The following is a 15,133-nucleotide window of genomic DNA, read 5'->3' as shown; positions in this document are numbered from 1 at the left end:
GTTTAGAACTCAAATGTCACACCGCCGGAGATGGTACGCATCGGCGAGTAATAAGTGGCGTTAGTGGTCTCGTTGTATGACTGCCGTGGGTCGAAACCTTGGCGTTTAGACCAGTAAAACACGTTCTCGGCCGACATGTATAGGCGTAATGAGCTGATGGCCATTTTCTTTGTCCATCTGGAAGGCAACGTGTAACCCACGTTGATGTTCTGAATGTTCAGGAAACTGGCATTAGTCAGGAAGCGTGTAGACGCTGCTGCCGAATACTGATCATTGAGCTGGAAGCGCGGAATGTTACTGCCTGTGTTCTCCGGAGTCCAGGATTTCAGCAAGTCTTTGTGGTAATTATAACCGGCTGTACCTGAAGGCGAGGACATGAAATAGGCATACGTACCGTCATACTGCTTGCCGCCAATCTGGTATGTGAAGTTGATACCAAAGTCCACACCATATACTTTCAGCTTGGTGCCGAAACCACCATATACCTTAGGAATAGAGCTCTCTTCAGTAACATAATAGTCAGCATCCGCATAAGTCTTGGTTGTTTCGCGTCCAACAACGTTTCCCTCTTCATCTTTAGTGTTACGATACCACAGGGATTCACCTTTCTCGTCCACTCCGGCATATTCCTTCATGCGCCATGTAAACATTGACAGATCCTCGGCAATGAAATAATTACCGCTGGAATAACCTTTATATCCTTTTCCGCTGGCAGTGTACTCGGTAGTAATCTGCTTGTCCGGGTCGAGCATTGTAAGGCGATTCTTCAGTGTAGAGATATTGAGGTTAACGTCCCATGTGAAGTTACGAGTGTTGAGGATGTTCACGTTGAAGTCCATTTCCACACCGCTGTTCACCATGTTACCCACGTTATCAAAGTAGGAAGAGTATCCCAAGGAAGGAGCCACAGAGAATGAGAACAGCATGTCCGAAGTCTTACGTCTATAGTATTCAATGCTACCGGTCACGCGGTTCCATAACTGGAATTCTGCACCTATATTGAAATTAGTATTGGTTTCCCAAGTAATATCCTTAGTACCTTTACTGTAAAATGCAGTACCGACCTTGTTGTCGGAATTGATAATATCAAATACATCGGTATAACGGAAGTCTCCAATATTATCATTACCCTGCGAACCAATAGAAGCCTTTATTTTCAGTTCCTGCACCCATGGAGCGTAAAACCAACTTTCCTTGTTGATGAGCCATGCACCACCTACAGACCAGAATGTACCCCAACGGTAGTCCGGGTGGAAGCGTGAGGAAGCATCGCGGCGCAAAGAGGCAGAACCGAAAATGCGCTCTTCAAAGTTGTACTGCAAGCGGCCGAAGTAACCTTCATTGTTGCGGCGTCTCTTGTAAGAAGAAGCCGCCTGTCCGTCGATTACGGCACCGTCCAGTTCATGGTTATCCTGAGAAAACATTTTAGACTTACTGGCGCCCAGATAGGATAGGCGATAATCGTAATATTCATGTCCTAACAGGATGTCGAAGTTGTTGTCACCAAACGAAGTGGCATAAGAAACAAGCTGTTGCAGGTTATAATCATAATCACGCTGGTGGGACTTGCTCACTGTACCTCCTGTAGAATCAAACTGTCCGTAATAGGGGTTGTACACATAAGTGAAACGTGTCTCATCCAAATTAAAAGTACCATTCAGTGTCACCTTCAGCCCCGGCAGCGGAGTGATATCTACAAAAGCGTTACCACTAAGGGCATTTCCTTCCGCATTTCTGGTGTTAAGCTTATTATCCTGAATAGGGTTGGCGTCAGCAATAAAGGGACGTTGCATACCGGCATTGATGCCGCTACCGTAGTCCATCATTTCAAGACCGTTGCCGTCAAGCATGATACTGCCATCAGCATTGCGCACATAAGCAGGATAAATAGGAGCCATCTGAGTTGTGAATGCCCAGACGTTGGCAGTAGAAGAACTTGATCCATTGTTACCCAATGAATTACTGTCAAAACGTGCGTACGACATATTCGCCCCCACCTTCATCCATTTCTTGGCTTGATAATCGGCTTTCAAACGACCCGTCAAACGCTTCAAGTCAGAGCCTTCAGTGATACCTTCATTTCCTAAATAGCCTAAAGAAACATAGAAAGAAGATTTCTCGTTAGCAGCACTTATCGAGAAGTTATACTCCTGACGCAAACCGGTACGTGAACCCACCTTATCCCAATCATCGGGAGTGAGCAGATAGTCACGTCCTTTGTAGTTTACTATCCTACCCAATGTAGCATAGGGATTAAGCTTGCCGTTTTGGCCAATCAAATATTGCCCTTCGGGAACAGTAAAGACATTATAACCCAAACCACCGTTAGAACCAAACAAGTTATTGTTTGCTTCAATCCATGCAGCTTGATCGCTCATGTTCATTTGATTCATATAATAGTTCTTCATTGCGCCATAATGCATTTCGTAGTACATCGCAGGGTCAGTAATCACCTCATACTTCTTTAATGCGCGAGTGTTGGCCCCCCACTTGGCATCGAAAGTAACTTTGGCTTCACCACTCATATTGGCTCTTTTAGTGGTGATGATAATCACACCGTTGGCACCGCGCGCACCGTAAAGTGCATTCGAGGCAGCATCCTTCAATACGGTCATTGACTCAACGTCATTAGGATTGATATTGCTAAGGTCGCCGCTGTAAGGAGCACCGTCAACAATGATCAAAGGGTCGTTTCCGGCATTCAACGAGCTGAAACCGCGAATTTTGATAGATGCAGACGCACCCGGAGCACCATTATTAGAGGTCAGCGTCACACCAGGCACAGCACCTGCCAAAGCATCAGTGACACTCGTCACCTGTGACTGCTCAAGCTTTTCAGCACTAACGACCGTTGCCGAACCAGTAAAGGCCGACTTCTTCGCCGTACCGAAAGCTACCACCATTACCTCTTCCAGCATCTCAGTATCGGGCTTCATTATGATCTTTACATTCGGTTTAATGCCCACTTCTTGTGTCTGCATACCAATGTACGAAACCCGCAAAGTCTTCGCAGAACTATGCGTAATATTACTATACTGATAGTCAATGTGATAACAATACAAGAAGAACTTAAATAAAAAGATAACAATTTATAATATACTGATTAATAAGCGTGTCTAAAATAGTAATATGTATTTATGTATACCTAAAATATACTATTTTTTGTTATCTAAATATCTTATTATTAGAATATTATTGTTCCTTTGGCAATGTAAATGAATTATAAAGCAAGTACTATGTGCCTAAGGCTATAATGAAATGTCAATAACGATCAGTCTTTTAATTGAGATTTTGCAAATTCAATGTACCAGTAAAGGATTCTTGTATGCAATCATGATTTTTCATTACAGGTATATGACTGATATATGACATTCTTCTTTTTACCTTCACAAATATTTTAATGATTGCATAGGCAAGAAATGATAGATAGAAGATTATTCTTATACCCATTATTGACTTGTAATGTTCAACATAAATTCCTTTCTACAACCATAGTATAATGACTCTGAAGAGAAAAGTGAAAAAGAAAAATAGGACAAAATTATTTAAGTCACATTATAATAGTCGATGATACTTATATAAGGTTATAATGTACAAACTTAACAAATATAGCAAAAGTTTCAATCGTAACTGAAACTTTTACTATATTTGCTGATAAATTAAATTATGATTGGATATGAAGACTTATATATCACGCCCTCTATACACCAATAGAATAGAACCATTTATTGGCAAGGATTTAATAAAAGTAATAACTGGTCAGCGTAGAATAGGCAAGAGCTACATTCTTTTGCAAATATCAGATATAATAAAAGAAAAGATACCGGAAGCGAATATTATTTTTATAGACAAAGAGTTAGTAGGCTTTGCAGACATCAAGAATTATATAGATCTTTATCAGTATGTTCTGAAAGAAACAACAGGTCATAACCACAATTACCTTTTAGTCGATGAAGTACAAGAAATAGAGGGATTCCAATTATGTTTGCGAAGCCTATTAAATGAAAAGATATGCGACATCTACTGTACAGGGAGTAATGCCAAGATTCTTTCCGGTGAGCTTGCGACTCATTTAGCCGGAAGATACATCGAATTCCCGGTTCATTCACTCAGTTACGAAGAATTTCTGAGATTCAACCAACTGCAAGATTCTCCGGAAAGTTTAAGATCATATCTTACGTTTGGAGGAATGCCCTATATTCATAATTTAGCGATGGATATAAATGTTATATTCGAATATTTAAGGAATGTTTACTCTTCTATTCTGTTGAAAGATGTGGTTGCTCGTGAGTCAATCAGGAACGTGTCGTTTTTAGAGAATTTGGTAGGCTACTTAGTTGATAATACCGGTTCTCTTTTTTCCGCCCAAAATATCAGTAAATATTTGAAATCCCAGCAAGTCAACATACCTACACAAACAATCCTAAACTACCTGAAAGCATTATGCAATAGTTTTTTTGTTTACAAGATACAACGAGCGGAAACTCAAGGAATGAAAATCTTTGAAATCGGAGAAAAATACTATTTTGAGGATTTGGGTCTGCACAATGCCATACGACATTTTGATTTCCGGAGAGATATCAATAAACTTATAGAGAATGTTGTATGCATAGATTTATTAAGGTATGGTTATGAGGTTTATGTCGGAAAGAATGGAAATAAGGAAATTGATTTTATAGCTTCCAAAGGTGATCATAAAATTTATATCCAAGTGGCATATATGCTTCTCGATGAAGCAATCGTTCAGCGGGAATTCGGTAATCTTTTGGAGATTCCGGACAATTATCCTAAGTATGTAGTCACAATGGATGAAATGCAGAGTGGAGGAAACTATCAAGGAGTCAAGCAGATTTCGCTACGTGATTTCTTATTGGCAGAAGATAAAGAAAAACTATAAATCAATTATCCGACCATTACTTTTGAGCATAAGAAAAGGAGATTTTCACAAACCTCCTTTTCTAAAAACACTTTATTAAAAAAACACCTTATTAAGATGTTAGTTTCTAAACGGATAATTAATTTGGTTCGCAGATAAAGTCATAGAATTATTCGGATTTGAATCTTCTGTCAGAATTATATATGAAGGTTTAATCAGGTTATCCGTAGTTAACGTAAAAATACGTGCAGAATTATAACCAAACGGATTCAATAAATAGTGGAAGCCGGCATTATTATGATACCATACTCCATCCCCTTCACCTGTCATATTGAATTGCAGAGAAATCTTATCCTCACCAATCAATTCATAATCATATCCCAGCAAACCTCCATAACCGCTACTATTAAAGTTAAAGCCAAACTTTCCATACAAAGCTGATCCCATGAAGGCATAAACGATCTCTTCACCTATAGCATCTATATAGTTCTGTTTGCAATAACTAAAATATGTTTGAGCATATGTCCCTAATTTACTATATGCGATAAACCAATCACCTGATACAAATTGTTCATTCAGCGGTGGTATTACCGGAATTAACTTAATATTGTTATCATTTGTCTCTGTGAACAATTCGTTTGTTGCATCAAAAGTAAAACTGCCAAGAGTTTTCTCATAAATGACAATCGGCTCGTAAAGTTTATATCCGGTTTGAGTTAGGATAAAGGACGCTGTTTGTGATTTAGTATCCCCGTTCTCTTCATATGTGAAAGTCAAAGTACGATTAGAGATTGTTACAGGAATAGTCTGTCCATTCATCTCTAATTCATATTTAGAGAAAATCATGGCATCATTTGCAGCCTGTATATCAGATATATATTCACTCCAACTTCCTTGCATTGGAGTCAAAACCGCTACCCCTCCAGCTTTTTTGCCTTTAAGCAAGATCTTTTCTGGTGTTGCTTCCAAAATAAGAAAATCGTAATCACCTTCCATTCCATAACCACTACCTCCTATACCTGTTGGATCAGACGGATCTGAGAAGAGATGGAATATTTCATTGTAAGTATCAAATGAAAGCAGAATACCGGCACTCTGTTTCACTGCATAATAGCTTGTTGCGGCATCTGTAGGAGCGTACAGTTCGCTTGACACTGTCACTTTTCCGTCTTCTGTAAATTTCAATAATATATTGTAACCACCATACTCTTGTGAACTGGCAGGGAAATACTCCATAAGCCAACCGTTTGAAGCACCAGTAAGCACTTCTATATTAGCCATTATAGTTGCATCTGCACGATTGGCAGAAGAATCATTGAACAAATCCTCCTCTTCATGGGTACAAGCAGTTATCAGAACTGCCGCTACCAAACAAAACAGATAATATATTTTCTTCATAATCTTCTATTAATTAAGGGTTACTAAATCATTAATGTCCCATAACAGCACCTCTTGCGAACGACGCTGCACTATGTTACGCAGAGCATCCAGATCAATTCCCCACGTTGTAAGCATATAATCTTTTACCAAGGCAAGTTTTTGGTTGATCAAGCCTTGTCCTTCCTCACTTGCTTGTCCTACTAATGCATCCCAGTATTCAGCTGTATTCGTCACATAAATCGCTATAATCTCCACAAAGTCTTCCCGCGTTTCAGAACTCGCATAAGGAGAAACAAATCCCATATCCAATGCCTCTTGCTCTGTGACGTTCACCCAACTGCTTGACTGATAGTTGCTGGCCGAAATCAAATTGAAGTCAGTTGAATAGTTTTTGGTCTGATGCAATATATGCGCAAATTCATGGTGCATTGTCTTAAAATACCAATAGTTGAGAAATTCAAGATCTATCTTAGTCAAGTCAATATTGTTCACATTGTATAATGTAATCTTCAAGCCGCCTTCAGCCGTGCCTAAAACAATAGAACCTTGGCTGTTGTAGGCTGGAGAACCAACTAAATGCATCAATTTGGGACAATACGTACGAATGAAATCAGGTCCTAACAATTCTTCATAAGATTCAATCCAAAGATATTTTGTCATTTTAGCCAATAGAATGGATTTTTCATAGTCTGCTGGTGCCAGATTATAACTTTCGTCAGATTCCTTATCCTCAAAACGATACTTGAAATCAATGTTGTATGGTTTTGTGTAATTTGTAAGTAACCATTGATCGAAGTTATTTTGAGGGGTGTTAGTACTTCCGGAAAATATACTATTGGAATCTAAATCATCCTCACTGCAAGACCACATCGTAGTGGCTGCAATCAATGCGATAAATAACCATTTTATATTTTTCATACTTAATTCATTTTTAATAATTAATTTCTTGGATTAGCTTTCAAGCCGGCATTGATAACATCTTGCGGCAATTGAAGGGCACGGCGTGGGTCGTCTACTCTCAATATATCATTAGATAAGCCTTCACGATTGTGCGATATCTCTATGCCGTAACGCTTGATATCTTGCCAGCGCAGACCTTCATGAATCGTTTCTATACGACGGAGATGCAGGATACATTGAATTACTTCCTTTTGGTTACCTTCAGTCACAGTGAACCCTCTCGGATTAATTTCTTTTTTTACCGAACGTGTACTGTTGTCAAGCGGCATACAAGGGATGGCTCCATAAAAATCGGCGATCTCTTGGGTTGTAACCTGCAAACCACCTAATGTATGAGATGCCAGCCAGATATTGATATCTTCCGTTGCCTTATCCAGAAAAGCGGCTCCTTTCAAGGCATAGGCCTCAGCACGGCAAAGCAAGGTTTCATCAGCACTAAATATGACAATGACATTTTTACGATACCCGATACCGTTCACCTTATCTGTATATTGGAAGTATCCTCCGACTTTTGTAACTACCATTTTTTCATCGAATCCCCACATATTTCTAAAAGGTAGCAGATTACTATATGTTCCCCACATACTATTAGGTACACGTCCCGTTTCTTGGGTACAGATGACTTTGGCATGACCATATCTTTTCCCTAAATTATAGGGACCTACCCAATATCCCCAACTGGAAGAAACAGGCGTCATCAATAAGTTGGATGGTTCACTAGCCGAGATATACAAATCTACACGCAAATCCCAGTTAGAAGCAGTATTCATCACGATGTTATTCCAGTTCTTCATCATCTTGTCAGGAGTACTTCCCAACACGATATTGGCATACTGAATTGTCTTGTCATAATTGTGATAATACAAATTGAAGCGAGCGGCAAAAGCATGAGCTGCTTTTTTGTTGAAATGATATTTGGGAATCGAATAAATCTCATCATTAATAAGTGGAAGTCCCTCTTCAATGTCCGCATTAATCTTTTCGTATAATTCTTTCATACTTCCTCTGCTATATTCAGGAGATACTTCTGTTTCAGGTGCTTCAGAATAGGGAATTCCCATATCTTGTTCAGCAGTCTCTGGATTGTAGGGTAGACAGAAAACATTGGCCAGTGCAAAATGACCATAGGCACGACATATCAAAGCTTCGCCGCGCTGTGCGCGTAGTTTTTCAGGATTTCCCATCTCATCAATTGCACTCAGTGCCTGATTTGCTGCTGCAATAGCAGCATAACATGCATCCCAATAAGACTTAGGAGAATCATTGCCATCATTCGTAATGTCTTTCCAAAGATAGGCATCCTCATGTTCTTGCATTTCAACAGTGAATCTGGAACCATTGTCCATCGCATTGTCTGATGCCATCTCAGTCATCACTATGTCTGTCGATGATGGGTAGGCAGATACTAAGAGTGAAGTAATCTTGCTTTCTGTATCAATTTCAGCTCTGTTGTCGGGCATAGTATTTAAGAAGTCATCGCATGACGCCAACAACATGGCAGAACTTACTGCTATATATAATATATTCTTTTTCATAATTTCTTTATTTTTTATTAGATACCAAGTCTTACTGTCAATGTGAATTGTTTAGGAACAGGTGCTGCAACACCACCGGTGTTATAAAATTCGGGATCTTGCCCATTCAATTTATCATCTGCATAAATTAAAAAGAGATTGGTTGCTTGCAATTTCAGAGAAAGGCTACTTATCTTCAAAGAAGATATCCAGGATTTCGGTAAATCATAAGACAGAGAAATTTCTTTCATACGGATAAAATCACCTTTGGCGACACGAGCTGTTGAATAGTTATAAGCATTGTAAGCATAGCGCAGATAATTATCATTTTCATTCTGTCGTTGATCAGCAATAACCGGAATATTTGTCGTATTCTCATCACCGGCTACAGTCCATCTATTCTTGAATTCTTTCGGCATGGCATCTAAATCTGAATATTTATTACTGAATACCGGATCCATACGAATTACATTTCCAAATGAGTATGTCATAAACACATTTAAACGGAAATTTTTATAGCTGAATACATTACCCAAACTACCGGTTATCGTCGGATCTGTAGGACCTTCATATACCAGATGATCTTTCCTGTCACGTTCCTGGAAGTTAAGATCGCTAATGGTCACTTCCCCCTTTTCATTGATAAAAGTAGGTAGTCCTTCCTTATTCAATCCCTGAAAATCCATAGAGAACAAAGAACGTACCGGATATCCCGCCATCGTGAAACCGGTACCAGTAATCATGTCAATAACGCGTGCGTTAGATTCCAAATCTGTTACTTCATTTTTGGCATTAGAGAAAATAAAGTCAGTATTCCATTTAAAGTTTTCTGTTACGATATTACGTGTTGACAAAGTAAACTCAATACCATGTGATTTCATACTTGCCACATTAGCATATTTGGTAATCTGTCCTCCGATCCCCATCGTATTGATGATACCAATTAAATCATAGTTATTACGTTTGTACCAATCTATCGATAAGTTTATCCTATTATCCAAAAATCCAATTTCAGCTCCAATATTAAGTTCATGCTTCTTTTCGTAGGTTAGTTCGCTGTTTTCCAAATCCTTTATTTGTAATCCAGATTCGTTTACACTGGCAAATGGACGCCATGGATTATAACTTTCAATCACAACACGTGAATTGGTCACATCAGCTGGACCGCGGTCAGCAGTCAGTGAATAAGAAGCTTTTAATGTTAAATTGGAAAGTGCAGGTTTCAAATTTTCGAAGAAATTCTCTTCATGCACATTCCATGCACCGGATATATTCCAAGTGGGTAACCAACGGGCGGAACGGCTTTTTCCCAACTTGTTGGATCCTTCATAGCGTACAGTTCCATTCACTGTATATTTGCCTTGATAAGAGTAAGTGCCTGTTGCAAAGAATGCTACTTCACGCGAACGGGTTTCGCTCACAGTGTAGTACTGTGAACCTTCTTCTTTTCCTTGCTTAAAATAAAGATAATCATAAGCGCCTAGCATACCCATATCATACTGCATACCTACACCATTGAACCAAGTTTTTTTACGGTCAACAGCCGTCAACTGCATACCACCAAATAAATTAACGATGTGGTCTTCATTAAATACGTCATTGTAGCTGGCACTAGCACGGAAATCATAACTGTTCATCGAATATTTTGTTTCACGATAGAAACCGCCGACCGGCAAAACAGAAACCGGCAATGAATTGGCATTGTCCGGATCGGTATACAACCATGGGTTTGCGTCACGCATCGTTGCATCATCCATAGCTCGAAAAGCCCATGCTTGATTAGAATAATCATGAATTTCATGTGCTTGAGTGGTTGAAGAATGCTTGTACGCACCTAAAGCCGCCAGTTCTACTTTCTGTATCGGTTTCCATTTCATTTCACCTTGAAATTTCAAATCAACCACATCTAGATTCATATAATTATTCTCTAACTCATTTAGAATATTGAAAGGGGCATAATTGCGTACATAATATTCGTCGGGATCAAGTGCACGTGAAGTGTTCAGCGCATACGAATAAGGGTTGATATCAAAGTCACGTCTTACCTCACCGGATACAACATCAACACTTTGGCTTAATGTGCCCGGTGCTTTTTGTTTACGGTAAGAAGCATTTCCTATTAAGTTTAAAGAAAGATTTTTGTAAATGTTATATAAAGCATTAATGTTAGCCGTATAACGATTTACTTCGCTCTGCTTATACCAACCCGGATCATTCATCACGCTTAAAGATGCATAATAAGAAGCCTTATCCGTACCACTTGCCATACTGATAGCATGATTTTGGGAAACTGAGTTGTTGAATAATGCATCAAACCAATCCGTATTGCGATATTCGGCTTCCTGTAAATAACCATTACGTGCTGATAATGTATTTTCTAAGGCATACTTACCTGTAGTCGGATCATAAGTATTGATCAGATGATACATTTTTCCATAGATACCACTGTCTGATGCACGATAGGTTTCCGCTAGGTTCAAATAACCGGCTTTTTCCATTTCTCGATACACCCCCATTTGCTCTTGCGAATTCATAATATTGTAATCGTTGTAACTAGGTTTCAATCTTAAAGAGAACTCACCAGTGTAACTAATTTTATTGCTACCTGCCTTACCTTTTTTAGTAGTAACAACAATCACACCAGCCATTGCACGTGCACCATAAATAGATGTTGCGGAACCATCTTTTAATATCTGAAAGCTTTCAATATCATCAGCATTCAAACCGGCAATAGCAGAAGAGATCAACGTTTCGGCATCTCCTGATGATAGTGCATCTGCACTAACCTCTGTAACATCTTCCATGATTACACCATCCACTACCCATAGAGGTTTTGAACTACCATAGATAGAAGTTGCGCCACGTACACGAATTTTAGGAGCCGTACCAAATGTACCTGATACATTCTGTACGGATACACCGGCAGCACGTCCCTCAAGCGCACGACTAATTTCTGCAATACCATCTAATTTTACGTTATCTGCAGACAATTTTGTTGCTGCTCCAGTAAATAAGCGCTTATCCATACGTTGCATACCAGTAACAACAACTTCTTGAAGTATTTCGCTATCAGTCTTCATTGTAATTTTCAAGTGAGACTTGATAGCGACCTCTTGTGTTTGCATACCAATGTACGAAATTTGCAATGTTTTCGCAGAACTAAGTAGGTTTTATCTTGTTGATAATCAATAACAAATATATGTTTATAGAACTCAAGCCAAGACAATTATGATTTATTAAATATCTAGTAACTAGATATGTATAAAACATGAGCATATATTTGTATCTACCTAAAAGTTCCTCTATTTGATTTTCAATTACTTTGTTATTAGTTAGTTACTATTTGACTGTGAATACAAATGAGTGATAAAACCAATACTATGGGCTCAAGTAGAGATTAAAATGTATGAAATACTTAAATTTTCTACCTAAACCAGATTGGTAAATTACATGCATATCAATAATTTATCATGTAGTCTTGATTTTTCAACAAAAGGGTATTATGCACAGTTGAGCTTAAGACGAGCAATCTCATTCTCACAAACAACAAACAACTGTATCGGTAAAAACGATAAATAGAACATTTACTTTAACTTGCAATTAGCCTATATTAAATCAATATTTATCCTCTTATATAATAATGAATTACAGGTTTAATTAGAGAAGATGAATATAAAAAAACATCCTAAAAGTCCTATATAAAACTTTTAGGGTACATTTCATCTAAAACAACTTTATTTTAAGAAGACTTTATTCGTATCCCAGACTCTGTTGTCCTTGAATATTAGGGTTAACATCAACTTCTGCTTGTGGAATAGCTAATATTATTCTGTAATCATTCCAATTTGGAGATATTAAATCCGTTGAATTTAAATAATGATCAGTACCTTCACCTGGTGCTTCTTCACGGTTTAAGATTAATCCCAATCGCATAGCATCGTAGAAGCGATGACTTTCCATGGCAGTTCCTTTCTTCTTTTTTTCAAAGTTAACTCAGAAACTGCACGTTTCCGAATTTTATTCAAATAGAAATCAGCTTTATTCTAGTTGGAAGTTGATTTTTTCAGTGCAGCTTCAGCTGCTATTAAGTAGATATCTGATAAGCGAAGTAACGCGTGCATTATTAACCGGTAGTCTTCCATTCTGATCTGGATATTTATTGATAAACCTTATCTCTTCATTATTATTATCCACTTCAAAAAGTCCTGTACATACATTATTTCTTATTATCTAAAGGTCAGAAGAAAAATTATAAACAATAGTAAAATTGTATTTACTTCAAGATGATTTAGAACATATCTAAGACTAATTACTAATAGGATGGAGGCAATTTACAGTTTTTTTTATACATCACTTTTTATTAGAGTCTTATGGAAAAGTTATAATACTTACCTCGTCTTGAGCTGTATAATTAAATCCAAGTGGCGTATTGATTGCAGAATCAATTATTAAGGCATTTAATGTCCGTTTTAACAGGAATGATGCTTTTCAACTAACCAATTTCATAATAAAACAGCAATGGAGGGAATATCCAATGACATTCCCTCCACTAAAAACAAAACACTTTATTTATAAGTCCAGTAGAACCTGTTGACGGAATTATAGTTCATATCTGAAAAGAAATCCCCCCTTGGCATCTAGCTAAATCAGGAAAAGACACTAACATCAATTAAGAATTCACCCTGTCAACTATTGAACTAAAAGTATTAATTCATTAGAATGCAAAAATGAATTAATTCCGCCAATGTGTTCCGATGAAATTATTTTCCCGCAAGATTCAATTCATCGTTGTAATCGGTTTCATTCAAGGGCACATCCCAGGTCCATTTATTTGCACCATCAGCTGGGATCGTTTTCGCAATGGAAATATGTGCATTACCTCCATCAGCGAATCCTTTACGCACTACAGAACGATTCCATCTTTTGTAATCGCTCCAGGCAAAGCCTTCACCCCAAAGTTCAAGTTCACGATAATCCATGATTTCGTTCCAGAGGGCTTCACCGGTTTTAGTACAAGTATATTCAGGATTACGTCCAGAGGTAGCATTCAACTCTATCAGAGCGGCTTGTGCATCCGGTTCATTGTTCAAGAAGTAGTTAGCTTCCGCTTCAATCAATACCATTTCTGATGAACGAATGAAAGGCAGATAGCTTACCCCCGGAGTATCAAATACATAGAATTTCAACTGTCCACCCAAATACATATAGCCAGATTGATAAGGTGCGGCAAGTCCACTTACCGCCATTCTCTGGCAATACTCTGCGGCGTCTTCCCAAAGCAAGTCTGCTTCTTCGCCTTTACCCAGTCCAAGAATACCGTAAGTCAAATCCATGGCTGAGCCATCATTAAAATCATAACCGGGGAATTTGTCTTCCGTCAAGAACAGCGCTTTGCGGGCATCATTGTCCGGGATGCGGTTGATAAGCTCACGCCCAATGGCACCAGCACCAGTATTGTTTGCACTCGCATAATATCCGTTACAAGCAAACTGAGTACCATAACTCCAATACCAATTATTTTCTTGCGAACCGCCGAAACAACCGAAAATCCATTCAGTCGTCGGATTGCAGAAACCGGATTGATATTCAGCGTTACTCATAAGCGGATAGTTTTGGCGAGCAAGTTTGGCTTCGGACAGAGCTTTGGTGTAATCTTGTTTAGTTATAGCAGCACGAGCATAGACTGCATGAGCAACATTTACATTCGGCATCCATACTTGTGCGGCATCACGGTCCATACCACTTTGGTTATACAAGGCAATTGCTTCATCCAAGTCTTTGTAGATTTGAGCATACGTCTCAGCCAGAGTAGCATAGCCTTGTCCGCCAGTAGATTCATCAATACGGAGCACGAGTCCTTGTGAAGCACCGTTATTGGAATCCTGCCATCGCCAACAGTAATAGTGCACTAACTTTTCGAAAGCGTATGCGCGGAAAGTCAGTGCTGAAGCCTTGACAAAATCTTTTTCAGTTTGAAGTCCTTCGGCATTATCAATATTGGCAAGAATAGTGTTCGCATTACCAATGATAGTATAATAGTAGTACCATGCGTATGCGTCATAAATAGAGTTAGTGCGTGTATGGAATTCTTGATTATGAATAGGTGACCATCCGGAAGCATACATATTATATAAGTAATTCTCGCTCGGGTAGTTTTCATAATGAGCCATGATGTTGTTTTCGCCTGCAAATCCCTGACCAAAATAATACTGCTGTGTAGTCATAATTTTGGCTATACCGTTCAATGCTTTCATTGCATTTGCCGTGGTCCCTACGGCATCGGATGCTCCCGTTGAATCGGTAGGAGCGGTATCCAAATAGTCACCGGCACAGGAGGACACTAACACCATACATGCCAATAGGCTACCTGTAAACAATTTATTGAGTATTTTTTTCATTTCTA

General features: G+C 38.7%; 7 protein-coding genes and 1 pseudogene. 1 reads left to right on the top strand and 7 read right to left on the bottom strand.

The window, feature by feature from the left end:
* Positions 1–2: 2 nt before the first annotated feature.
* On the bottom strand, positions 3–3,026 hold the full coding sequence (locus tag VYM24_RS09930; RefSeq protein WP_425286656.1) for a SusC/RagA family TonB-linked outer membrane protein: 3,024 nt from the start codon (positions 3,024–3,026) through the stop codon (positions 3–5).
* Between the two features lie 650 nt (positions 3,027–3,676).
* Here VYM24_RS09930 and VYM24_RS09925 point away from each other — a divergent pair.
* Positions 3,677–4,897: an ATP-binding protein gene (locus VYM24_RS09925; RefSeq protein WP_291552163.1), complete on the top strand. Its 1,221-nt coding sequence runs from the start codon at positions 3,677–3,679 to the stop codon at positions 4,895–4,897.
* A gap of 99 nt (positions 4,898–4,996) precedes the next feature.
* Here the strand turns inward: VYM24_RS09925 and VYM24_RS09920 are convergent, their stop codons facing one another.
* The 6 genes and pseudogenes from VYM24_RS09920 to VYM24_RS09895 all read right to left on the bottom strand — a co-directional run bounded on the left by VYM24_RS09920 (position 4,997) and on the right by VYM24_RS09895 (position 15,128).
* Positions 4,997–6,274 (bottom strand): DUF4302 domain-containing protein, encoded by a 1,278-nt coding sequence (locus VYM24_RS09920; protein WP_330942049.1) that lies wholly within the window; start codon positions 6,272–6,274, stop codon positions 4,997–4,999.
* A gap of 9 nt (positions 6,275–6,283) precedes the next feature.
* Entirely contained in the window at positions 6,284–7,174 is an 891-nt protein-coding gene (locus VYM24_RS09915; RefSeq protein ID WP_291554978.1) for a zinc-binding metallopeptidase, read from the bottom strand.
* A gap of 20 nt (positions 7,175–7,194) precedes the next feature.
* Positions 7,195–8,751 carry a RagB/SusD family nutrient uptake outer membrane protein gene (locus VYM24_RS09910; RefSeq protein ID WP_291554980.1) on the bottom strand — a complete coding sequence of 519 codons (1,557 nt, stop codon included), beginning with the start codon at positions 8,749–8,751 and terminating at the stop codon, positions 7,195–7,197.
* Between the two features lie 17 nt (positions 8,752–8,768).
* Positions 8,769–11,891: pseudogene (locus VYM24_RS09905) on the bottom strand (SusC/RagA family TonB-linked outer membrane protein); the annotation flags it as partial.
* 589 nt (positions 11,892–12,480) lie between these two features.
* Positions 12,481–12,690: a RagB/SusD family nutrient uptake outer membrane protein gene (locus VYM24_RS09900; RefSeq protein WP_330942048.1), complete on the bottom strand. Its 210-nt coding sequence runs from the start codon at positions 12,688–12,690 to the stop codon at positions 12,481–12,483.
* Positions 12,691–13,490: 800 nt separating this feature from the next.
* Positions 13,491–15,128, bottom strand: a complete 1,638-nt coding sequence (locus tag VYM24_RS09895) for a RagB/SusD family nutrient uptake outer membrane protein (protein WP_330942047.1) — start codon at positions 15,126–15,128, stop codon at positions 13,491–13,493.
* Between the last annotated feature and the right edge of the window lie 5 nt (positions 15,129–15,133).

It is taken from the genome of Bacteroides sp. MSB163 (assembly GCF_036416795.1).
Taxonomy (GTDB): domain Bacteria; phylum Bacteroidota; class Bacteroidia; order Bacteroidales; family Bacteroidaceae; genus Bacteroides; species Bacteroides maternus.
Note: the sequence above shows the minus strand (reverse complement) of the source record. Positions and strands in the feature narration are given on the sequence as shown.